The sequence below is a fragment of the Pseudoalteromonas sp. EB27 genome, from assembly GCF_001974875.1.
Taxonomy (GTDB): Bacteria; Pseudomonadota; Gammaproteobacteria; order Enterobacterales; family Alteromonadaceae; genus Pseudoalteromonas.
In genome coordinates this window covers 1-24,136 of the sequence record NZ_MTQD01000009.1, presented here as the reverse complement: position 1 = coordinate 24,136, position 24,136 = coordinate 1, and the positions used below count along the sequence as shown (strand labels likewise).

Genomic DNA, 24,136 nt, shown 5'->3' with positions numbered 1-24,136 from the left:
TTTATTTATGTTACTTAAGCTTTTTAATACCAATTAACACACAAACAGCACCGCCAATAAAACCCGCCCATGCTTCTATTGGTGTATCACCACTAAATGCACGGCTTAACTGCGAAGCTGCCGCATCATATACGTCATATCCCCACATAATTAAAGCGATACCTATAACGATTAAAACAATACCTATAATCTTATTATTCATAAACACCTCTGATTTCTAACGTACATTATTTAGCATACTTAAATGAAAACACTTAACAAATTTAATCAAGCTCTAGCTGCGCGCGTTCAACACTTTCATTAGGTAACTCTTTTTGTACCGATACACCAAGCTCTTTAAATTCAGATGCTTGTTTAATTAGATTACCTTTACCACGGTATAATTGCGAAAATGCTTTATCGTAGCTTTCTTTGGCTTTATCAAGCTGCTTACCAACACCTTCCATACTCAATAAAAAGCCATTGAGCTTGTTATAAAAGCGCTCAGCCCGATTTGCAAGCTCTTTTGAATATTTGGTTTGCTCTTCAAAACGCCAAAGCTGTTTCACAATATTTAAACTAGTAAGCAGGGTAGTGGGTGTGGCTACCAGTATATTTTTTTCGATTGCTTGTTGGTAAATATCACTTTGATATTTAAGTGCTTCTACAAAAGCTGATTCTATTGGTACAAACATAACCACAACTTCTGGCGAGTTAATACCTGGTAAACGGTCGTACGATTTACTCGCAAGCTCATTAATACGCGCTGTAACAGCGTTCACATGCTCTTTAATTGCTTGATTAGCATCTAGCTCATTTTCAGCGTTTACGTAACGCGTATAAGCATTTAATGATGTTTTAGCATCAATGACTAAGTGGCGACCTTGTGGTAAGTAAACAACTACATCAGGGCGCAAACGACCATCTTCAGTGTTAAACGACACTTCGCGTTTATAATCAACGCCTGCACGTAAGCCAGCGCTATCTAAGACGTTTTCGAGCATAAGTTCGCCCCAATTACCTTGGGTTTTCTTTTGCCCTTGTAGCGCGTTACTGAGCTTGTCGGCTTGATCTGTTATAGCTTGGCTTTTAGCCTGTAAATGCAGTAATTCGGTTTTGAGCGCAGTACGTTGTTTTATATCTTCAACGTGTATTGACTCCATTTTTTCTCTAAAGCCTTTTAGCTCGCCTTGAACCGGTTTTAATAATTGTTCAATGCTTTCTTGATTTAAGGTTTTAAAGCTTTGTGATTTTTCTTCTAGAATTTTATTGGCTAGGTTTTCAAATTCTTTTTTGAGCATATTTTTACTTTGCTCAATTTGCGCGAGTTGCTCGGTAAAGTTTTGTTGTTTTTGCTCAAGGGTGGTGCGCATATTATTATATTCAACATCGCGTTGATTATATTGCTCGCGAAGCGCTGCAAGCTCGCCTTCGGCTTTGCGCCAAAAATGATTGTATTGAACGCTTTGTTTTTCTTGTTCGCTAAAACGCGTTTTAAAATGCTGGGCTTCGTCGCGCTGTTCTTGGTGAGTATGCTCTAGCAGTTCGTGATCTTCTTGCAAGGCGCTATATTGCAGCTCTTTATTATCAAATTGATTTTGTAATAGGGAAAGCTGTTGCTGCTGTTCGCTTATTTGTAGATGTAACTTTTTGCGAAGCTGTGTTGATACAACGCCGTAAAATAGGGCGCCTAACGCAACACCAGCACCGGCGCTTAGCCAATCAATATTAGTGAGTACTTGAGTGAGCATAAAATAAACTTATAAAATTTAGAGACATGCCATCATAACCAATAACAGGCAATAGAAGTAGGGGAGCAAAGAAATTACAGACATAAAAAAACCAGCTCAAAATAAGCTGGTCAAATATTACTAAATTAAGTAATCAAAGGGAAAATCAACATGTGCCTGAGCAAGCTGCAACTTAAATACATAATCACCAAAATAACTAATATTACTGGGTGAGGCTATATAACAACAGGCATTAGAGTAGACCGGAAAACAAAATAATTAATTCAAAATAATTTACAAAAGATTATTTATTTTTATTCAGATTGATTTAAACAAATCAAATTATGGGCATAAAAAAAGCCAGTTCAAAATGAACTGGCTTAATCATTACTAAAATTAGTAATCAAATAAGGGGAAATCAACATAAAACCTGTATTAACTGCAATTAATCAACAAGCATTATAGTAGACGCCGCTCTTTGAATTAAGTTCATAAAAAAATAAAATTTTTAAATTAAGTGCTGCACGCTAAATTTTGGGCATAAAAAAAGCCAACTCAAAATGGGCTGGCTCAATCATTACTAAAATTAGTAACTAAATGGGGGGAATCAACATGAAAACTTGTATTAACTGCAATTAATCAACAAGCATAATAGTAGACGCCACTTTTTGGATTAAGTTCATAAAAAGATCAAAACTTTTTAAATAAGTGCTGCACGCTAAATTTTGGGCATAAAAAAAGCCAACTCAAAATGGGCTGGCTCAATCATTACTAAAATTAGTAACTAAATGGGGGGAATCAACATGAAAACTTGTATTAACTGCAATTAATCAACAAGCATAATAGTAGACGCCACTTTTTGGATTAAGTTCATAAAAAGATCAAAACTTTTTAAATAAGTGCAGCACACTAAATTTTAGGCATAAAAAAAGCCAACTCAAAATGGGCTGGCTCAATCATTACTAAAATTAGTAATTAAATGGGGGGAATCAACATGAAAACTTGTATTAACTGCAATTAATCAACAAGCATAATAGTAGACGCCACTTTTTAAATTAAGTTCATAAAAAGATCAAAACTTTTTAGAGCAATTTAACTTTTAATTAGCGATAACATTTGTTGTTCATCAAATTTAGTAAAGCTCATTGATTTATCAGTAAATAACGCATCTACAAGAGCTTGTTTGTCTTGTTGCATTTTAAACACTTTTTGCTCTATTGAATTATTCATTATGAGCTTATAAACAAATACCGGGTTAGTTTGGCCAATACGGTAAGCTCTATCAGTCGCTTGCTTTTCTACGGCAGGGTTCCACCATGGATCAAAGTGAATAACGGTATCGGCTTGTGTTAGGTTAAGGCCTGTACCGCCGGCTTTTAAGCTAATTAAAAACACAGATGTTTTACCACTGGTAAACTCGTCGATTACTTTATCTCTGTGGCGCGTTTGGCCTGTAAGCATACTAAAGTTAATATTTGTTTCTTCAAGGCGTTGGGCTATTAAATCGAGTGCCGATGTAAACTGACTAAATATAATAATTTTACGACCGAGACTTAACATAAGCGGTAAGTGTGTTGTTAACCATTCAAGCTTAGCAGAACCAGCCTGAGTATCTGGATCTATTAATTTAGGGTGACAGCAAATTTGCCTAAGTTTTAATAACGCCTCTAAAAATGCAAGCTTACTTTTTTGTGCACCTTGCTCAGCAAATAAGTCGATTAGCTTTTCTTCTAATGAACGTGTAATGCCCTGATACATTTCTTTTTGCTTAGGCTCAAACTCAAATTCTTTAGTTAGCTCTGTTTTTTCGGGAAGCTCTTGCGCTACTTGTGCTTTAGTGCGGCGCATTATAAAGGGCATAATTAACGCTTTTAACTGCTCAGCTCTCTCCATATCAGCTTCACGCTCAATAGGCGTTTGAAAATGCAGCTTAAAGTGAGCTTGAGAACCAAGTAAAGATGGCATAGCAAAATCGAGTAACGATTTAAGCTCAAGTAAATTATTCTCGATTGGAGTACCACTTAAACAAAGTTTAAAGTCGGCATTTAAACGTTTCACTAATCGCGACACCTGTGCGGTATCGTTTTTAATGTATTGAGCTTCATCGAGAATTATATTTTCAAAATATAAAGGCGAGTAATAAGCTATATCACGTTTTAACAATGGGTATGTAGTGAGTATGCATTGGGCTTGTGCTAAGTGTTGTAAAGGTTCGTTACGGTTTGATCCAAAAATAGTGGTAACTTTTAAACTTTTAGCAAACTTAGTAATTTCATTTTCCCAATTACTCACCAAGCTAGTTGGACATACAATTAGTGTAGGACCCGCTTGCGGACGATTAAACGTGCTCGCTAAAAACGCAATAACTTGCAGTGTTTTCCCAAGCCCCATGTCATCAGCTAAAATACCACCTAATTTATGACGCTTTAAAAAACTAAGCCAGTCAACACCTTGCTGTTGGTACTCACGAAGAGTTACCGAGTCATTCAAGCCATGTAAAGAAAGCTTTGGCATTGCGGTATCGGTATTGTTTAGCTCTTGCAAGTATCGCTCAAGCGAGTCGTCATGCAACTCTACGTTTATGGCTGTGTGCTTTACAAGCTCTGGCAAGTACGAAAGCGGAATATTAAATTCGTCCCGTGTTTTTACAAACTCAAAACGCTCTTTAAATTCATCTAATAAGTTAATTGCAGACTTATTAATAACTCCAAATTCACGACCGAGTGGATAGTAGTAAAATAACTCACTTTGTCGGTTTAACGACTGATATAGCGGATCTGTATTAGTAAATAAAAGAGCTGCTTTTGCATCACATAGCAGTACTTTACAGTGCATTTGATGCCCTGCAGCACGGTGTACATGTAAGCTAACTTCACACTGCGGATTAGGACTCGTTACTTTACTTACACTTACCTGCCAACCACGTTGTTTAAAACCAGGAAATACTTCGTATATAAGCCAATGCAAATGGATAGGAGAATGCTTTGTAAATACAAGTTCACTTTGTAAACCCCCTTTACAAAATTCAAATCCTAGGTTTATTAGCTCATTCGTTACTGTATTTTCAAAAGCACTATTAATAGTACTTGCAGGTGCAGAACCCGCTAAATAATTTTTATTTTTATACTTAAATAATAACGAAAGTGATAAACCTTGATCGCCCATCGTTACTTTTAAAACAGCATTACTAGAGATTTTAGGTAACGTTGGCTGCAAGTTAGTAGGATGAGGTATTACACCTGCGCCAAAATTATCGGCAAGTTGTTTGTAAATTCGATCAAAATTAGCATCGTGCAAAGCAGGCATAGTTTGTAAATGTGCTATTTCGTCTGCACTTAATGGTGTGCGAAGACGACCCGCTTTTAAATGATCCAAATCGAGGTAAGTAGGTGGTGTTGTTTTTAATAAAGCCCAGTTTTGAGTTTGCTCAAGCTTAATAACTAATTGAGAAAGGTCTTTATCTTGCTCCCAACTAAAACTTAATGCTTGGCCCGATTGTGCTTTTATTGGTACTCGAGAGCGCTGAAAAAACAAGCGTTCTGTAGCTATAAGTTGTTGTAAGGCACTAAAGCCCCATTGACCTTTTAGCTCAATACTTCCCACTGCATTTTGTGAGCGTATCCAACTAAATAATCTAAAGTCACTTTCGAGTAAATCACTCGGCGTTACAAAACTATTTAACTGCTGCTCGGTTAAGTTTCGGCCTAATGTATAATTCTTTTTAGTCTCAACATTCGCTATTTTAGGCGTTAAAAATACTTTGTTATTTTCAATATCTAATACAAACAATAACACTTGCGAAGGTATATTTTGCTCACCACTTTTAAGTGCGCTTAATTCGCTAAACCAGTCATTAATAAAGTAATCTTCACCGTACTCGCCAGAATGCTCAATTTTAAGCTTAAATAAAATAGCGGCCAGGTGTCGACATTTGGTTTTTGCATTACATGTACAGTGCGTATCAACAGAATAACCAGTTGGTACTTTACTGATCTCAATACGTTGGTTAAACGATGATCCGTTATCAACTTGAACAGTAGAGTCAACAACAGAAAAATTAGGCGTGTGTTCTAACCAAGTGATCTGGCCTTTTTTATAATATTCTTTTCCTTTATCTAGGACATTTTGACGGAAAAGTTTTTTAATAAAGCGTTCAGACAGAGGAAACTGGGTAGCCTGCTCATTTTTAATTTCTTCAAAAATAGCCATTAAATCATTTTTTGATAAGTTAGCAGACATGTCACTCTAAGCATTAAATTTTAAAAATAATTCTGCCAGTATATGCCTTATGTGCTCTGAGCTAAAGCACTATTAACAAGTTATAAACTGGTTGGAGCTGATAGCTTAGTAAAAAACCGGTTTATAGGTAAAAATCAGTATAAAATTTAGCTAAATGATAGACCCTGCATACAAGTACAAAGAATAATCTAGGTATTACAGATCACGATTTTACTAACCATAATAATAAATCAAGAAAGTGATGCTAAAAAGAGGGGTGCAGTTAGTAAAAAAGTGATCTTGAAGAGATAATATGGTTGTTTGAAGAGGAATTTCGCTAGTAAAGATCAGATTTTTACTAACAAAACAATCTGTCAGATCACTATTTAACTAAGTAAACAAGTCTGACAGATCATTATTTAACTAACTAATTAAAAGCACTTAATAACTTAGTTAATTGCTCTAAGCGTTTGTCTGTCATCACATTATTGTCAATTTTGATAGACACATCGCCGCTTTTTAAATTGCGTTGTACTGATATAAATTTATTTTCTAGTACAGCTTCACGTTTAACGGCCACTTGTGGCTCAGCTGTTAAGCATTTAGTGATTGCCATTGCACGCTTGTCGTCGCTTGTAATCGCATTTAGCTCTTCATCGCTAGCTAGGGCTAAAACTAGTTGCTTAAACGCCTCTTGGTCGCGCTCCTTTGCGCTCACAAGCTTTTTAGCTACTTCACGACCTACATGATTTGCAGTAGGGTAAAGCGCAATAACATCGGCAGGTATTTGCTCATACGCCTTGATGGCATCTGCAATTGCAGTGTGCGATACACCTTCAATGGCGGCTATTTCTCTGTAAGATCCTTTTTTACCTTGTTCAATTAACTCATTTTTTGTTTGTTGGTAAGCTTGTCCTAGCTCCCATAAGCTCGGGGCAATGTACTGATCTGAAGATACGGCTAAAATTTTAGCATCTTGATCAGTAAAATCGCTTGAACTAAGTACTAAATAATCTGCGTTACCTAAAATACACGCCATACGACGGCGAGAGCCCGCTAAAACTAAGCTTGTTTCACCTTGATCCCAAAGTAGAGCAGGATGCTGATTACGGCCATCATCACGAATCGCAGGAAGAATATCTGATACTGACTTTTCGTTTAGCAGTGACTGTACACGGCGGTTTTTACCATATACACCTGTAGTAGATTCAATATCAGCGTGTGAGATCACTTTACAAACAAGCGTTATCTGGCGCCCAGGATCGCTCGGTGCCGGCATTCTAATTACATCGCCAGCATTGGCCTGTTCTAATAATGCGTCAAGGCTACTGCTACCTACAGCGGTTGCAAAAGGATCTAAGCGGGTGTCATTTTTACGTTTTTTAGCCATTTTTATTTAACATCCTTACTTAGGGGAATTGAGTGTTGACTGAGTTGACTGCCAATTTGAACGAATAAGCATCTCTAGTTCATCGACCACATCTTTAATATTTTCTTGGGCGCGCATTAATGATTCACGACTTGCTAAGCTGTCTGACGCTTTTTGATCAAAAATAGTATTAAAAGATGATGAACTTGCTGTAATTGCCGAGCTGTGATTAATTGGGTAGCTCATAACTTGGCGACCAAATGCACTACGGACATCTTTAACGATATCGCGCTGTGAGTGATTACCCTTTACATAGTTGGTAACTAAAAACTGCATAAAGTCCCAACCTTCGTGGCCTAATGCAGCTACGGTATGGTAAATCTCACCTAATCGTTTTAAATATTTATTGTTAGCGTCAAAATCTACAGCTTCTGGGTGAACAGGGATCAACATTGCTGTAGATGCCATTAATGCATTATAAAACATAAAGTTAAGGGTAGGTGCTGTATCAATTAAGATAATATCAAATTCATCTTTAACAGGGTCAATAACTTTTTCGAGTAACTTATGGTAGTGACGAGTTTGCTCATAATTTGAGGTATCTTTGAGCAATGTTGCCGTTTCGTGCTCAAAGTAAAAATCATCCATACCTGAAGGCAAAACACGAATATTTGGGATATGCGTTGGTAAAAATGAATTTGATACAAATTCAGGCCATGTTTCGCCCTCATCTAAATCTATACAATCACGCATTAAATCGCCAACAGTAATAGGGTCATGCTCACTTGAAGGAAAAAAGCTTGAAGAAGAACCTTGAGGATCTAAATCTATTATACCAATGCGATAGCGCTTAATATTCGTCGTCGCGAGCGCTGCTGCGATATTAACCATACTAGTTGTTTTACCACAGCCGCCTTTGAGGGAGTTAATAACAATAACCTGTAGTTTGTCATCACCAGTACGATGATCTGGTTTAATATCCATAATATCGGCCATGGCAAAAATATTTACTAACGTGTAAGCATAATGTCCATTAGCACCGCGTTTAATGTTTAAATCATCAAAGTCGCCATTGTCATGACGCCTTTTTAAAGTACGATTATTACAACCTAATAAATCTGCAGCTGCTTTTTGCGTATAGGTTCTTAATTCTTTTTCTTCTGATTTAAGATGCGCACGATAGTGCTGAATACGACCTTCTAATGATTTTTCAGCTACTTCGGCAGTTGCTTTTAAAAGCCGGTAGGTACTTAACGCGTTATTATTGATAGACATACTTTATTCCTCAAAGTTAGGGACTTAGTATAATGTCCATTCAATTTGCTGTAAACAACTATTTAAGACGACATGCATTTTAAAAACAAGACATTTAAAAATACTTTTACACCATTAATATTGCTTAGTATAAATAAAGAAGTTTAAAGGTGGTTAAATATATAAGGTAATAAAGGTTAAGGGCTTTAAATTGACACATAACATAATGATTTATATAAACAATGTTTAAAAAAGCAGATCAGCTTTATACTTGGTTAAGATCAGATCTTTATCTACCTGCAGATCAGCTTTTTACTAAGGCCTATTTTTAAAATAGAGTTATGCACAGGTTGCGCATAAAGTTATGAACAAAAAGAGCATCGTAGATCAGCTTTTTACTAAGTAAATTATAAAGTTATGCACTTGTGCCACCATCAAAAGGTACGTTTAATTAGTATAGATCTGATCTGTACTTGGTACAGATCAGATCTATGCTAACTCGATAAGGCTTTATCCACAGGGCGATTTATTTTTACATGAATTTGTCGTGCTAAATTTTAAAATAAAGCGATTGTAATGGACAAAATAACAGCTGAGTTAGTAAAAAAGAGATTTGTAATAGCTCAGTTAGTATAAATATGATCTGAAATAAGAAGTTATGGACTCCACTTAGTAAAATAGTGATCTAAGCCTTTTATTTAAAGTCAGATCACTTTTATACTAACTTAAACATTTAACTTTTGCTGCTTAATGTGTTGTTATGAGCTGTCGCAATAAAAATGGAAATAAGAACAATGAGCCGAAAGGTCAACATCTCGGTAGATAACTTGCCCGATACACTTAGGGGCCAAATCCACGGGGTGGAAAGTGCAATAGATAACGAAAGTTTAGCACTATTTACAGATAACAAAGACGTGCGAATTTCTATTGAAAATGCAGCTCATGGATTACGTGCATATTCAAACACGTTTAATCATTATGATTTGTGGGGACGTTTTGTACGTTCTGGCTATAAAAAATTACCACTTGAAGAAGCACCTAAAAAAACAATTATCACGCGTAAAATATCTGAAAAAGTAGATGGTATTTTATACGATGGCGAAATAAAAATAACTCCCGCTGTTGTAAGTACGCGCAAAGATGGCGAAGACGTAGAATACCTTGTCTGGCCATCAGATAGAGAAGAAAAAGTTGAACGCGCACTTATTCGTTTGGCCTCTAAAGGCAAAATAGTCAAAATTAATTTTAAGTCCGGTATTCAATACGCGGTTGTTTTTTCTATGAACGAATTAGCCCAAGAGCTTAAAGCGGTAGGGCAGTCTATGCCATATCCTGCAATTAAAGAGTCTCTTGAAGCATTGCAAGGTTCTAAACTTTCGTTTAAATATTCTGCAACAGATACTAAAAATTCTGATATAGATGATTCGTTTTACGAGTCAAATATGAACTTTTTATCGTCACTTCATTTTAGCGGCAAGAAGGGTCAGGGTGGCAATGTAAAATGTGTCGCCTGTTTAAATGCATTTGTTCATAACATGATTGATAACCTTGAATACAAAGGTTATTACTTTAATAGTGCACAAGAATTAAAACGTGGATTATCGCGTTGGATGATGCTGCGTTTGTATCATCTTTGGCGTTATGCTGCGCCAGGTAAAACTTATCATTTTAGACTGCTGTCTATCATGGAAAAATATGGCTCTATTTATTCAACGGATGATATTACCGAAAATAAATTAAAAGCGCTGCGTCGTGATATGACCACTACTATGAAAGACTTGATTGAAAAAGGCGCAATATCAGAATACAGTATTACTAATGTAAAAGATGATAAAACAGGCAATATTATTGATTACACCTACGAAATGCATCCATCTGATCAGTTTTGTGATGAAATACTTACACTGAATAAACACAACAAACGCATTGAAATTCAAGGTGGTAAACGAATTGTTGAAAATGCAGTGCTGATTGATGAAGACAAAATCGAAGAGATAGTAGAAAAGTAATAAACACTATTTAAATACTTAAACACATTACCAAAAAGGCCACGTATTGTGGCCTTTTTAACATAACCACTATCGTTCTACCTGCTCTAAATATAGCCTATCGACTAAAAAATCGTACTCGCGTTTACGCGGGTGAGCTTCTGGTTTTTGATAGTCAGGTAATATACCTAATTTTACGTCTGGCTCTGGATTAATCAAAATAAAGGGCAATGCGGCACTAACATGATAGCGGTTTTGTGCAGTATATCTCACATTAACTTGTGGGCTTACACGAGTGGGGCGACGAATCCTTAGTTTTTCTTTTTCACCTAAGCTAGCAACTCGTAACTGTTCTTGAGCTACAAGTGATAGCCATTTTTGTTGATCAATCATTCTTGGATTTCTATAACCGGCCGATTTATCGAGCATCTCGAGAGCCATTTTTTTTGTTAGCGTTTTTGTTGCGTGTTTGTGCATCCAAGTAAATCTAACTGAAAATGGAGAGTCACTTTCACAATGAATTTTGCGATATGCAGCAAGTGTAATTAAATTCGGCATCGCATTATGAACAGCTTCAAAACGAGCATCGTTATTATCTATTGCAACTATGCATGCTTTAAAGTCTGCTTTAGCTTTATTTACTTGAGCAATTCGGTTATTTAATGCTTCTTTATTAGCATTTTTTATAACTAACAAACCGGGATGGCGCTTTAATACACGACTACTTAAGCCTTCTTTTTTATAAATATCGGTAAACGAATTGAGAATAGCCCTATGAGCTATGTCACCAGATATTTTTTCGGTGATAATTGACTCTGGAACAATATTCTCATCAAGACTACTAATATCTGGAAGTCGATAATACTCAGCTTTTGAATAGTCACATTCTTTAAGCTCTTCAACTAACCTTACCGTCAGTTCATTCATTAAATCGAATTGACTTCTAATTTGAACTTTACTTACCATAACCCACCAAGAACACATCTTACTTAAAAGGATTATCGCATATTTCTCAGCTTTTTGACTATCTTTTATTAAGTATTACTCATAGCTAAGATTTAAATTATAAACAAAATAAGTATGATGTGTTCTTTTAGCTGTATTTTTTAATATAGTTAAGCAGCGCGTAAATAAACCATAATAAAAGGGACTTGGTATACAGTTAAAAGCATAGCCCTCTATATCTATACTCAAGCTTATCATTCACATTAATGCGGGTGTATTATATGCAAAATGTGATCTTGTGAATTATAAACTGCGTGAAATAATAGCGCGTATACGATTGCATGCAGTCAGGAGCAAAGCACAGTAGGGGAGTGCAAGAGGCGGCAAACCAACAAAACATGTACAACATCTTAATTAAGCTATTACTTAAAAAGTTAAACACTCTGCTGATATATTATTTAAATAGTGGAATAGTATTGAGAACGTCCTACGCATAAGCAATCGCATACTTTGAAAAAGCTCATCTCTTATTATATGAAACTATGTAACGTCATATCACACAATTCAACAACATCCTATCTGACGAATATAATATTTTATTTAACCTGTAAAGTTAAGATTACAATAGACTTCATTTAAGTATGATGTGTTCTCAATTAAACTGTTCACTAATGTTACTTTGCTACATTCTCTCTCCAAGTTGCTAAAATATAACCAATTGTATTTTATCTCACTGTTTTATAATGCTTTAAACTAAATTAAAAATAAACTTATCAAGTGGCAATAATTCAATTTTTGGTTATAAACCTCATAAATACTTACCTCATAACTAAATAATTAGTAAATAGTGAATTTAGTCCTTGAACTTAGGTGCCTGCATACGTTAATTTCTTCTTATCAGGTAATGTAGGAATGAGGAAAGAACATGCAATCGTGGAACCCAAATAGCTGGAGAGAGCTGCCAATACTGCAGCAACCACAGTACCCAGATCAAGAAATACTAAAATCAGTTGAAGGCCAATTAAAGACGGCTCCGCCTTTAGTTTTTGCTGAAGAAACTAGAAGTTTATTTAAACAACTTGAAGACGTGTGCGAAGGTCGTGCATTTTTACTTCAAGGTGGTGACTGTGCAGAATCATTTAGTGACTTTAATGCCGCTAATATTCGCGATACGTTCAAAACAATCTTACAAATGGCTGTTGTATTAACTTACGGCGGTAAATGCCCTGTAGTTAAAATTGCGCGTATGGCGGGTCAATATGCTAAACCACGTTCAGCAGACTTAGAAACAATTAATGGTGTGTCTTTACCATCTTATCGTGGCGACATCATTAATAATATTGAGTTTACGGAAGAAGCGCGTATCCCAGATCCACAACGTTTAATGACTGCATATCACCATAGCGCGGCAACATTAAACTTATTACGTGCATTTGCACAAGGTGGCCTTGCCGATCTTCACCAGGTTAACCGTTGGAACATGGGATTTGTAGCTGCAAACCCACTTAAAGAAAAATATCAACAACTTGCAGACAAAATTCAAGACGCACTCGAATTTATGGAAGTGTGCGGAATTAACTCTACAATTGCGCCAAGCTTAAAAGAAACTGATTTATATACCTCTCACGAAGCATTACTACTTGGCTACGAAGAAGCGCTTACTCGTCGCGACCACTTATCAGGTGACTGGTACGATTGTTCTGCTCATTTTGTATGGATTGGTGAGCGTACACGTCAACTTGACCATGCACATATTGAGTTTTTCAAAGGTATTAAAAATCCAATCGGTGTTAAAGTTGGCCCAGGTATGGAACCTGATGACCTAATTCGTTTAATTGATGCATTAAACCCAGATAACATTCCTGGTCGCTTAACGCTAATTACACGCATGGGTGCAGACGTACTACCAGAAAAACTTCCAGCCCTCGTAAGAAAAGTTCAGCAAGAGGGTCGTAAAGTAATTTGGAGCTCTGATCCAATGCACGGCAATACTGAAAAAGCGACGTCAGGATACAAAACGCGTAACTTCGACAATATCATGCGCGAGATCAGCCAATTCTTCGCTGTTCATAAAGCTGAAGGTTCATACGCAGGTGGTGTTCATCTAGAAATGACAGGCCAGCACGTAACAGAGTGTACTGGTGGTGCTTACGGTTTATCAGACGATGACTTAGCACAGCGTTATAAAACGCAGTGTGACCCACGTCTTAATGCCGACCAAGTATTAGAGTTAGGCTTTTTAGTAGCTGACTTACTAAAAGACGCACGTAAATAATATTTGTTAATATTAAAAAAACCGCTTAAATGCGGTTTTTTTGTTTTTAGTCTCATCAATTAGTTAGTACTTACGTCGCTCTAGGTCTGTCTCTGTCAGTATCTTTGCAGATATCTCTTCTACCGAATGATGCGTAGAATTAAAGTAAGCAATTTTATGGCGCTTATAAAGCATTTCTACTTCACGCACCTCAATACGACACTGTTTAATAGATGCATACTTTGAATTAGCCATACGTCTATGCCTTATAGCCGCAAGCCTTTCAGGGTCAATCGTAAGCCCAAATAACTTATGTTTATAAGGAATTAAGCACTTAGGTAAACCCTCATTATCTAAGTCTTCTTCTGTAATAGGATAGTTAGCCGCTTTAATGCCATATTGTAGCGCTAAGTATAAGCTGGTTGGTGTTTTACCACTTCGGCTAACACCAATTAAAATAATGTCAGCTTCAGAAAAGTTTTTGATATTGCCGCCATCATCATTCATAAGTGCATAGTTAACTGCATCAATTCTAAAATCATAACTTTTTTCATGAATAGAATGCGTACGGTGCATTTTTGGAACAGGGGCTACATCTAGTTCTTTTTCTATTTTTTCGCTGTATGTAGTTAAAAAATCATAGGTCACTGCATCAGCCGATTTTATAATTTCACTCAAACTATGATTTACAAAAGTAAAAAACACGAAGGGCTTTTCGCCAGTTTTTGCAGCTGTCGCATTAATTAATGCTTTAATTTCGCGGGCTTTTTCTTCAGTTTCTACAAATGGAATTGTTTTATGATTAAAATCGATAGGAAACAACGACAAGGTCGCATGCCCAAACACTTCTGAAGTAATAGCTGTTCCATCTGATATATAAAAAGCAGTTCTCATAATTAACCTTTTTATTGCGTTTAAATCCCTAAAATGGGTTTCTCACGGTTTACGTGAGGACTATTGCCAGTGTAGAATGATGGTGACCTTTATAAAAGGTTTTCTTTCTTAACTCTCACAGTTAGACCTACAATTAGTTTTTTTTGGAGAAAGATCCGTGCAAGAATACGTTCTCTGGTATCAAGAGCTTGGTATGCAAGATGTTCCTCGAGTTGGCGGTAAAAACGCATCACTTGGCGAAATGATTTCAAACCTAGCAAACGCTGGTGTACAAGTACCGGGTGGTTTCGCAACTACCGCAGATGCTTTTAATGAGTTTTTAGATCAATCAGGACTCACAGCAAAAATTCACGACATTCTAGATACACTTGATGTTGATGATGTAAATACACTCGCTAAAGTCGGTGCAGACATCCGCCAATGGATAATCGACACACCATTCCAACCAAACCTAGATCAAGCCATTCGCGACGCATATAGCCAACTCCACGGCGACACTACAGCAGATGTTTCATTTGCAGTGCGTTCATCAGCTACCGCTGAAGATATGCCAGATGCATCATTCGCAGGCCAGCAAGAAACTTTTCTAAACGTAGTTGGTATCGATTCAGTAATGGTCGCTATTAAACACGTATTTGCTTCATTATTTAACGACCGTGCAATCTCGTATCGTGTTCACCAAGGTTACGATCACCGTGGTGTAGCATTATCAGCGGGTATTCAACGCATGGTACGTTCAGATAAATCAGCATCTGGCGTAATGTTTAGTATTGATACAGAGTCTGGTTTTGAAGACGTTGTATTTATTACATCAAGCTACGGCTTAGGTGAAATGGTTGTACAGGGCGCAGTTAACCCTGATGAGTTTTATGTTCATAAACCAACACTCCTAAAAAACAAACCTTCAGTAGTACGTCGTAACATTGGCTCTAAAGCCATTCAAATGATTTACTCAGAAGACAAAGCACATGGTAAGCAAGTAGACATCGTTGATGTTGCCCCTGAGCTTTCAAATAAATTCTCGATTACAGATGAAGAAGTGCAAGACCTTGCCAAGCAAGCTGTAATCATTGAAAAACATTACGGTCGTCCAATGGACATCGAATGGGCAAAAGACGGTAACGACGGCAAACTATATATAGTTCAAGCTCGTCCAGAAACTGTTCGCTCAAACGAAGACGCTAACGTTATGGAACGTTTTCAATTAAACGGTACTAGCAACGTTGTTGTTGAAGGCCGTGCAATTGGTCATAAAATTGGTAGCGGTGTTGTTCGTGTTCTTGATTCAATCAAAGAAATGGATCAGGTACAAGTAGGCGACATTTTAGTAACCGATATGACCGACCCTGATTGGGAACCAATCATGAAACGTGCTGCAGCGATTGTTACAAATCGTGGTGGGCGTACATGTCATGCGGCAATCATTGCACGTGAACTAGGTATTCCAGCAGTTGTTGGTTGTGGCAACGCAACTGATTTAATTAAAGCGGGTCAAGAAGTAACCGTATCGTGCGCCGAAGGCGATACCGGCTTTATTTACGAAGGTATTTTAGATTTTGAAATACTAACGTCACGCGTTGATAAAATGCCAGAACTACCAATGAAAGTTATGATGAACGTGGGTAACCCCGATCGTGCATTTGACTTTGCACGCTTACCGCATGCAGGTGTTGGCCTTGCGCGAGTTGAATTTATTATCAACCGTATGATTGGCGTTCATCCAAAAGCATTATTAAATTTTGATGCTCAAACAGATGCATTAAAAGCAGAAATCACAGATATGATTGCCGGTTACGAATCACCAGTAGAGTTTTATATAACAAAACTGGTTGAAGGTATTTCTACTCTAGGTTGTGCATTTGCACCAGAGCGTGTAATTGTTCGTATGTCTGATTTTAAATCAAACGAATACGCAAACCTAGTTGGCGGCCAGCAATACGAGCCGGAAGAAGAAAACCCAATGATTGGTTTTCGTGGTGCCGCACGTTATATCTCAGAAGATTTCCGCGATTGTTTTGCACTAGAGTGTGAAGCTATTAAACGCGTTAGAAATACAATGGATATGCAAAACATAGAAATTATGATCCCATTCGTACGTACCCTTGAAGAAGGCAAACGCGTAATTGAACTACTAGAAGAGCATGGCCTTAAACGTGGCGAAAATGGTCTTAAAGTAATCATGATGTGTGAGCTTCCTTCAAATGCATTACTTGCTGATGAATTTTTAGAAATGTTTGATGGTTTTTCTATCGGCTCTAACGATTTAACACAGCTAACGCTTGGTCTTGATCGCGACTCTGGTTTAATTGCACATTTATTTGATGAACGTAATCCAGCAATTAAAAAGCTACTTTCTATGGCTATTAAAACAGCTAAAGAAAAAGGAAAGTACGTTGGTATTTGTGGACAAGGTCCTTCAGATCACGAAGACTTTGCAGCATGGTTAGTAGAGCAGGGCATTGACTCTGTTTCATTAAACCCAGATACAGTAATAGAAACATGGTTGTACCTAGCTAAAAAATTAGCAAAGTAACAAGTATGTAAGCTATAAAAAATGCCAGCAATTTATTGCTGGCATTTTTATTTATTCATTTAAAAGTAAATTAGCGGGCTAATTTTTTATCCAAATAGGCACACGACTTAGTTAATGCCTTTTGGCACAGTGATAAGTAATGTCGTGCTTTAGGATAGTAAGGCGAAAAACATAATAAACCCGCCATAAAAAATATGAGTGATGGACCAGGTACAATCGCAAAAAATAATCCTAGCAAAATAAATAACACACCAATGATCTGTAATAGTAATTTTTTCATATAACACGCCTCGCTAATGGTTAACTTGAGTATAATTTAAGCTGGATTAAAATCGACTAAAAGAGTGTTACAAACTGTAAAATCTTCAATTTCTATTCGCCATCACCATGATATAATTAGTCAAATGCCCTAAAATATCGCCGTCATGATAGCAACAATTACACAGCAAAATGCCGCGACAGAACTTGTCGCTAATTACCTAAGTACCATTAAAAATAAAGGTTTTACCGGAGATACCGATGCAAGTTATGCAACGCGTATTACTGCTTCAACCGATAACAGTGTGTACCAGCAAATACCGCAAGGTGTTATTTTTCCAAAAAACGAAAAAGATATTCAGCTCGCATTGCAAACAGCATCTCGTGACCCGTATTTATCACTAACGTTTGGCCCTCGTGGCGGTGGAACAGGTACTAACGGTCAATCACTAACACCTGGTATTGTTGTAGATTTGTCACGCTATATGCGCGAAATTATTGAAATTAATGTAGAAGAAGGCTGGGTACGGGTTCAAACTGGCGTCATAAAAGATCAGCTTAATGATTTTTTGAAACCTTATGGCTTTTTCTTCTCACCCGATTTATCTACCAGTAACAGGGCAACTATTGGTGGCATGATAAGTACTGACGCATCGGGGCAAGGTTCGTTAGTTTACGGCAAAACAAGCGACCATGTTTTAGGGTTGACAACTTATTTAGTTGACGGCACACCTATGTGCACTTCACCAATCGACATCGATAAAGCAAAAATTATAGCCGACCAAGACTCACTTATTGGCAATTTATATAAAACAGTTTTAGATATTTCGATTAATGAACGCGCTGCTATTTTAGCTAAGTTTCCTCGGTTAAATCGTTTTTTAACCGGGTACGACCTAGAGCATGTACTAAGTGATGACTTACTTACTTTTGACATGAGCCGACTAATCACCGGATCAGAAGGGTCATTAGGTATAGTAACTGAAGCTAAATTAAACCTGACACCTATCGCCGAGTTTAAAACACTTATTAATATTAAGTACGATAGTTTCGATTCAGCATTACGCCATTCACCATTTTTAGTCGATGCACGCGCAACATCAGTAGAAACAGTTGATAGCAAAGTTTTAAACTTAGCGCGCGAAGATATCATTTGGAATTTAGTATCGGACTTAATAACCGACGTACCAAATAAAGATATGCAAGGCCTTAACATGGTCGAGTTTAATGCAGTATCAAACGATGATATAAAAGACAAAGTAGACACGCTTTGTAAACTTCTAGATGAATGCGTAAAAAATCAAACTAATGGCGTTATTGGTTATCAGTTAACTAGTGATAAAAGCGACATACTAAAAATTTACGCAATGCGTAAAAAATCGGTTGGCTTATTAGGTAATGTAAAAGGCAGTCAAAAGCCACTCGCTTTTGCAGAAGATACCGCCGTACCACCAGAAAACTTAGCAGATTATATTGTCGAATTTAGAGCACTGCTCGACAGTCATAATTTACAATATGGTATGTTTGGTCATGTTGATGCAGGGGTTTTACACGTACGCCCGGCACTTGATATGTGCGACCCAGAACAAGAAAAACTACTTAGAACTATTTCAGATCAAGTAGTAAAACTCACCGCTAAATACGGCGGTTTAATGTGGGGCGAACACGGTAAAGGTTATCGTAGTGAATATAGTCCTGAATTTTTTGGCGAGCATTTATATACCCAACTTCGTAAAATAAAAACAGCATTCGATCCTGACAACCGAATTAACCCCGGTAAAATATGCACTCCTATTGATAGTGAAGACTCACTAGTTAGTGTGGATGGACAAAAGAGATCGCACTTCGATAAGCAAATATCAATAGACGTTAAAACTAGTTTTAACAATGCAATGACCTGTAATGGTAATGGCATATGCTTTAATTACGATGAAAAGTCACCTATGTGCCCATCGTATAAAGTGACTGGCGATCGTCGTAATTCACCAAAAGGACGTGCAAGTTTAATGCGCGAATGGTTACGCCTTCAAGAGTCAAAAGATGTAGATTTGCTCGAAGTCGAAAAACAGCTTAATAAAGGTGAAGTGATTACCTGGTGGGAACGTTTTGTTCATAGCCGCGAAAAACGAAAAGGTATTTACGACTTTTCACACGAAGTTAAAGCGTCAATGGATGAGTGTTTAGCATGTAAAGCATGTACAACTGCCTGCCCAATAAAAGTAGATGTTCCTACTTTTCGTTCACGCTTTTTAAATTATTATCATAGTTATTATGCGCGCCCGTTAAAAGATTACCTTGTTGGCAATATAGAAAATAGCGCGCCATTAATGGCAAAATTTGCAAAAATTATAAACCCAATTGTTAAAACATCATTAGTAAGTAATGTTATTAAAAAAACCGTTGGTTATGTTGATACACCACAGTTAAGTATTCCAGCACTTTCAAAGCGTGTTACTAAAGTACAAAAGTTTGATTTTGATTTATTAAATAAATTAAATGCAGAACAACAAAGCGAATACGTATTAATAGTACAAGACCCATTTACGAGTTTTTACGAAGCAGAACTAGTAGAAAGCTTTATTACTTTAATAACCCAGCTTGGTAAAAAACCAATGCTACTACCATTTAAACCAAATGGTAAGCCTCAACACGTAAAAGGTTTTTTGCATGAGTTTAAAGTAACTGCAAAAAATGCCGCCGAGTTTTTAAATAAACTAAATGACATTAATGCACCATTAGTTGGTTTAGATGCCTCACTCGTTATGTGTTATCGCGATGAATATAATACAATTTTAGAAAATAACCGTGGTGAATTTAATGTGCAGCTTGCACATGAATGGTTAGAGTCGCAATCATTCAAAGGGTTAACTGCCAAACAAAATACAGATACCGAATTTACATTATTAAGTCACTGTACTGAAACAACCGCATTACCAAAAGCCGCAAATGTATGGCAAACAATTTTTAATGATATTGGTTTAACATTAAAAACAACAAATACGGGTTGTTGTGGAATGGCGGGAACTTATGGCCACGAAGCTCAAAATCAAGATAACTCACGTGCGCTTTACGAAATGAGTTGGAAACCAATTGTAGATAAAAACAAACCAGAGCAACTTTTATCTACCGGCTTTTCGTGTCGTAGCCAAGTTAAACGTTTTGAAAAGTTTAAACCAAAACACCCAATTGAATTACTAGCTCAAGCTCTAAAATAACTTTATAAAATAAGAGTACTTAAATAGATTTATTAAATTAGTTCTTAAGCAAAAAAGGCGTAACAATTAACTTCATCAATAATGAAAGTAATCGTTATGCCTTTTTTAAATCTATTATTTTAATTATCTAATTTAAATAACTGTTTTAAAAACTACTTTTTAGCAAAGCTATCTGCAATAGGTTTAGTGCTAATGCCGTGTATAAATACACTAAATAAAATAGTCGTCATTGCTATAGTCGCAATTTGATATTTGTTTTCTATTTGCGTATCTATAACCATCAATGTAAAAACAATTGATGCTAAACCTCTTGGTCCAAACCACGCAAATGTAAAACGCTCTTTAATATTCAATGCCGTAAACTGTAGTGACAACATAACTGGAATTATTCTAATTAATGTTGTACTTAACAAAGCGTAAATTATTATTTCAGCATTTAATTTAGGAATGACTAAGTAAGCGCAAACAAACCCGAACAAGCACCAAATCATTAGCGATGTAAAATCTGCTATGTGTTCTGAGTCTTCAATTAATTCTGTTCTTACTTCATCTGTTGAGAATTTATCAAACAATAAGCCTGCAACAAATACCGCAATAAATCCACTGCCGTGAAAATATTGAGTGACAGAAAACACAGCCATAGCAAAACCGAGTAATAAAAATGGACTCGTATTTTGTGCAAAGTAATGGCGCTTCATTGCAAAATTTAAACACGGTATAAAAATAGCGATACTTGTAATTGCTATTAATAAAGCCAAACCAAGCTCTCGGCTAAATACGCTTAGTGTTTGCGTCGCAGTAATAGCTGAATCAGGATTTTTAGCGAGTAATATAAATATTAAAAATACAGGTACACACAAACCATCGTTCAAACCACTTTCTGTATTTATTCCTTCACGAATTTTTTCGGGCACTTGTGTACTTGCTAATAGCCCTTTGCTTAATGCGGCATCGGTAGGTGTTAAAATAATAGCGAGCAATGCTGCTTGAATAAGTGAAAGCTCAGCAAATAAAAATAAAGCAACGGCAATGCCTAGCAATAAAGTTAAGGGTAGGGCAATAAACAGTAATAAACTAGGATACTGAAAACTATGCCTTAAAACACTTAACTTTGACTTAGCTGCATCTGAAAATAAAAATATACTCAGCGTGAGTTCTATAAAAGGTAGTAAGAGATCGACACCTTCTTTTATTTTACGCCCTTCGTTGGGTAGTAACATAGCTAAACATATTCCGCCGACAACAAAAAACATTGGACCTGTTACTTCTGTTTTTTCTAACTGACGAAGTGTTAAAGAATAAATTAAAAATAGTCCGCCTATAAATGCTATTACTAAGTACTCCATTAAATTTTCCTTTTAAGTCCTGATTTTGCTCGCTCTTTAATATTTGTTTGAATATAAATTTGATCGGTAGTCGCAATTTTAGAATGGCCTAAATCTTCTGATAAATGTTTAAGCGGTCTAGTTTGCGCATCATGTGTGGCACCAGTATGACGAAGCCAATGTGCAGTGGCAGCACCGAGTTGTTCAGCATCATCTTTAAAACCATCATCAAGTAATGACTGCTGCGCATAATCAAAACTTTGTTGTACTAAACGCCTAATTTGTCTTACGGTCATTCCACCCTGGCCACGAATTTTATGCACCAGCGGATCTGACTCATCAACACGGGGAAGGGCAGGTAGCCCTCGATATAACCTGTAGCGTTTTAAATATTCAACAAAATCATCACTTAAGGTTACATCTCGTAATTTATTACCTTTGCCCATAATGCGTAAAAACCAGAAACCATCGTTATCCTGCCAAAAATGAGACATTACCGGCGACCACTGCGGGCGCTCAGATAATTCTGAAATTCGTAAATAAAGACCTTTTAAGCAGGCAAGCGTAAATAAGTTTCGCTCTAAATCAGGGTTATGTTCGCATAAATCACGCGTTACACCAAAAACGTATTCCCATTGTATATCGCTTAATGTGTCTGGAATTTGAATTTGAGATTGAACAACTAAATAAGGACTATTTTTTTTAACAACAGGGACAAAGTTCGCGAATGTTTTTTCTTCTAGTAAAGCAAACTTATAAAATACATTTAAAGCAGTAAACATAGACGATAGAGTTTGTTGGCTAGCAATAGATTCTTTAAGCATAAAAGGGCGCCAATTTTGGTTTAATCGACGAATTCCTTGTTCATCTTTATAACGCCATTGCACTGAAGTTGCAGCCCATGCTTTATCTGGTTCGACCATAAAATCAACGTAGGCTTCAATGTCTTCACGCTTTAAATCGAATACTGATTTTTTTGCTATTAACCACGACCATAAATAAAAGCGTTCGAGTTCATTTCGAAAACGACTATAAGTGGCTTCTGATTTTCGGCCATAAACATACAAAAACTGATATAAGAATATCAGATCGGCCTTTGATTCAGTTACAGTCAAGCCAACTTCCTGTATAAAGGATGCAAGTTCTGGGTACTCTGAATTTAGAGTACCGTCATCTAGATGGGCAATTTGATATCTTAATTGTTTTAATGTATCAACCAAAGCAACAAGCATAATGTATAAATATTCAATTAAATAATAGACTTACAGAATAACCTTAAAGTCCGATACTGTCTAGTATTGGACATAGTAAAGCTCTAATTATTTTAATACTGTAATTATTCTATGGTTGTTGGTTGCTATATCTTATTAAGGAAAAGTTATGAAAAAACTAATTATACTAAGCGTACTTGCTTTAACTGTTGCGTTATCTGGTTGTGCGACTACGGGTAGTGCATCACCAAGCGAAAAACGTTCACTTGTACAAAGTATGAAAGCAAACACGTTAGATAAATTATACGCTGAAAAACCTGATGTTAAAAAACAAATTGCTAATTCTGCTGGTTTCGCCGTTTTTGATAACGCTAACGTAAATGTTGTTTTAGCTAGTTTTGGTGGCGGTTACGGCGTAGTTAAAAATAATCTTACGGGTAAATCGACTTACATGAATATGGGCGAAGCCGGTTTAGGGCTTGGCTTAGGTGTAAAAGATTTTAATGTTGTAATGGTTTTTCATAACCAAGCTGCATTAAATAGATTTATTGAACATGGTTGGGCATTTGGCGGAAACGCTGATGCGGCAGCAAAATATGAAGATAAAGGCGGTGCACTGGTTGCTGAAGCAATTGCAGATCAAGTTACTGTGTATTCTGTAACCGAAAATGGCCTTGCACTACAAGCTGTATTAAAAGGAACTAAGTTTTGGGTAGATTCAGAGCTTAATTAACCACCAAATTACTCTCCTAAAAGCGAACTGGTTTGTATAATCACGCTCGCTTTATTAAAACCCATCCAATTTAACATAACGTAATTTATGGGTTGTATTGTATGTAATTTATAATACCATCACACCTAATCTTGTATATAAATCTAAATTTCCCAATGTTTAAATAAACATAGATATAAATGGTAAAAAACCCTAACTATGTAAAAAATATTTAAAACATAAAATAAGAC

At 36.5% G+C, this 24,136-nt stretch carries 15 protein-coding genes; 5 read left to right on the top strand and 10 right to left on the bottom strand.

The features are described from left to right. Positions 1-10 precede the first annotated feature (10 nt). The 5 genes from BW142_RS11215 to BW142_RS11195 all read right to left on the bottom strand — a co-directional run bounded on the left by BW142_RS11215 (position 11) and on the right by BW142_RS11195 (position 8,571). Positions 11-202 carry a DUF3185 family protein gene (locus BW142_RS11215; RefSeq protein WP_024600342.1) on the bottom strand — a complete coding sequence of 64 codons (192 nt, stop codon included), beginning with the start codon at positions 200-202 and terminating at the stop codon, positions 11-13. A gap of 61 nt (positions 203-263) precedes the next feature. Next, positions 264-1,730, bottom strand: a complete 1,467-nt coding sequence (rmuC, locus tag BW142_RS11210) for a DNA recombination protein RmuC (protein WP_024600341.1) — start codon at positions 1,728-1,730, stop codon at positions 264-266. Between the two features lie 1,071 nt (positions 1,731-2,801). Then, positions 2,802-5,948 carry a DEAD/DEAH box helicase gene (locus BW142_RS11205; RefSeq protein ID WP_076924874.1) on the bottom strand — a complete coding sequence of 1,049 codons (3,147 nt, stop codon included), beginning with the start codon at positions 5,946-5,948 and terminating at the stop codon, positions 2,802-2,804. Positions 5,949-6,354: 406 nt separating this feature from the next. Next, positions 6,355-7,317 (bottom strand): transcriptional regulator, encoded by a 963-nt coding sequence (locus tag BW142_RS11200; RefSeq protein WP_076924873.1) that lies wholly within the window; start codon positions 7,315-7,317, stop codon positions 6,355-6,357. A gap of 15 nt (positions 7,318-7,332) precedes the next feature. Next, complete coding sequence (locus tag BW142_RS11195; RefSeq protein WP_024597882.1) at positions 7,333-8,571, bottom strand: AAA family ATPase; 1,239 nt, start codon at positions 8,569-8,571, stop codon at positions 7,333-7,335. A 773-nt stretch (positions 8,572-9,344) separates the two neighbouring features. Between BW142_RS11195 and BW142_RS11190 the strand changes: the two genes are divergently transcribed. Then, positions 9,345-10,559, top strand: coding sequence for a hypothetical protein (locus BW142_RS11190; protein WP_024591590.1), 1,215 nt, complete (start codon positions 9,345-9,347; stop codon positions 10,557-10,559). 69 nt (positions 10,560-10,628) lie between these two features. Here BW142_RS11190 and BW142_RS11185 read toward each other — a convergent pair whose 3' ends face one another. Beyond that, entirely contained in the window at positions 10,629-11,504 is an 876-nt protein-coding gene (locus BW142_RS11185) for a DNA replication terminus site-binding protein (protein ID WP_076924998.1), read from the bottom strand. Between the two features lie 904 nt (positions 11,505-12,408). Here BW142_RS11185 and BW142_RS11180 point away from each other — a divergent pair. After that, positions 12,409-13,758, top strand: a complete 1,350-nt coding sequence (locus BW142_RS11180) for a class II 3-deoxy-7-phosphoheptulonate synthase (RefSeq protein WP_024597884.1) — start codon at positions 12,409-12,411, stop codon at positions 13,756-13,758. A 63-nt stretch (positions 13,759-13,821) separates the two neighbouring features. Here the strand turns inward: BW142_RS11180 and BW142_RS11175 are convergent, their stop codons facing one another. Beyond that, positions 13,822-14,631, bottom strand: a complete 810-nt coding sequence (locus BW142_RS11175; protein WP_024597885.1) for a pyruvate, water dikinase regulatory protein — start codon at positions 14,629-14,631, stop codon at positions 13,822-13,824. Positions 14,632-14,788: 157 nt separating this feature from the next. Here BW142_RS11175 and ppsA point away from each other — a divergent pair, with 157 nt between their 5' ends. Continuing rightward, positions 14,789-17,164: a phosphoenolpyruvate synthase gene (gene ppsA / locus BW142_RS11170; protein WP_024597886.1), complete on the top strand. Its 2,376-nt coding sequence runs from the start codon at positions 14,789-14,791 to the stop codon at positions 17,162-17,164. 70 nt (positions 17,165-17,234) lie between these two features. Here the strand turns inward: ppsA and BW142_RS11165 are convergent, their stop codons facing one another. Further along, entirely contained in the window at positions 17,235-17,444 is a 210-nt protein-coding gene (locus BW142_RS11165) for a PGPGW domain-containing protein (RefSeq protein ID WP_024597887.1), read from the bottom strand. 145 nt (positions 17,445-17,589) lie between these two features. On the opposite strand from BW142_RS11165, the gene BW142_RS11160 reads away from it, so the two are divergent. Beyond that, positions 17,590-20,637, top strand: coding sequence for an FAD-binding and (Fe-S)-binding domain-containing protein (locus BW142_RS11160; protein ID WP_076924872.1), 3,048 nt, complete (start codon positions 17,590-17,592; stop codon positions 20,635-20,637). Positions 20,638-20,789: 152 nt separating this feature from the next. Here the strand turns inward: BW142_RS11160 and BW142_RS11155 are convergent, their stop codons facing one another. Continuing rightward, a complete protein-coding gene (locus tag BW142_RS11155) occupies positions 20,790-21,983 on the bottom strand; it encodes a cation:proton antiporter (protein WP_024597889.1) in 1,194 nt (397 codons plus the stop codon). Continuing rightward, positions 21,983-23,194: a tyrosine-type recombinase/integrase gene (locus tag BW142_RS11150; protein ID WP_024597890.1), complete on the bottom strand. Its 1,212-nt coding sequence runs from the start codon at positions 23,192-23,194 to the stop codon at positions 21,983-21,985. The genes BW142_RS11155 and BW142_RS11150 overlap by 1 nt, the downstream gene beginning before the upstream one ends. Before the next feature lie 148 nt (positions 23,195-23,342). Between BW142_RS11150 and BW142_RS11145 the strand changes: the two genes are divergently transcribed. Further along, the gene (locus BW142_RS11145) at positions 23,343-23,906 is read left to right on the top strand and encodes a YSC84-related protein (RefSeq protein WP_076924871.1); all 564 of its coding nucleotides are present in this window, start codon (positions 23,343-23,345) and stop codon (positions 23,904-23,906) included. Positions 23,907-24,136: the final 230 nt, after the last annotated feature.

Bases quoted from the DNA above. Each gene is read 5' to 3' on its own strand.
- BW142_RS11215 (WP_024600342.1), bottom strand. From the start codon at position 202: ATGAATAATAAGATTATAGGTATTGTTTTAATCGTTATAGGTATCGCT.
- rmuC (WP_024600341.1), bottom strand. From the start codon at position 1,730: ATGCTCACTCAAGTACTCACTAATATTGATTGGCTAAGCGCCGGTGCT.
- BW142_RS11205 (WP_076924874.1), bottom strand. From the start codon at position 5,948: ATGTCTGCTAACTTATCAAAAAATGATTTAATGGCTATTTTTGAAGAA.
- BW142_RS11200 (WP_076924873.1), bottom strand. From the start codon at position 7,317: ATGGCTAAAAAACGTAAAAATGACACCCGCTTAGATCCTTTTGCAACC.
- BW142_RS11195 (WP_024597882.1), bottom strand. From the start codon at position 8,571: ATGTCTATCAATAATAACGCGTTAAGTACCTACCGGCTTTTAAAAGCA.
- BW142_RS11190 (WP_024591590.1), top strand. From the start codon at position 9,345: ATGAGCCGAAAGGTCAACATCTCGGTAGATAACTTGCCCGATACACTT.
- BW142_RS11185 (WP_076924998.1), bottom strand. From the start codon at position 11,504: ATGGTAAGTAAAGTTCAAATTAGAAGTCAATTCGATTTAATGAATGAA.
- BW142_RS11180 (WP_024597884.1), top strand. From the start codon at position 12,409: ATGCAATCGTGGAACCCAAATAGCTGGAGAGAGCTGCCAATACTGCAG.
- BW142_RS11175 (WP_024597885.1), bottom strand. From the start codon at position 14,631: ATGAGAACTGCTTTTTATATATCAGATGGAACAGCTATTACTTCAGAA.
- BW142_RS11165 (WP_024597887.1), bottom strand. From the start codon at position 17,444: ATGAAAAAATTACTATTACAGATCATTGGTGTGTTATTTATTTTGCTA.
- BW142_RS11160 (WP_076924872.1), top strand. From the start codon at position 17,590: ATGATAGCAACAATTACACAGCAAAATGCCGCGACAGAACTTGTCGCT.
- BW142_RS11155 (WP_024597889.1), bottom strand. From the start codon at position 21,983: ATGGAGTACTTAGTAATAGCATTTATAGGCGGACTATTTTTAATTTAT.
- BW142_RS11150 (WP_024597890.1), bottom strand. From the start codon at position 23,194: ATGCTTGTTGCTTTGGTTGATACATTAAAACAATTAAGATATCAAATT.
- BW142_RS11145 (WP_076924871.1), top strand. From the start codon at position 23,343: ATGAAAAAACTAATTATACTAAGCGTACTTGCTTTAACTGTTGCGTTA.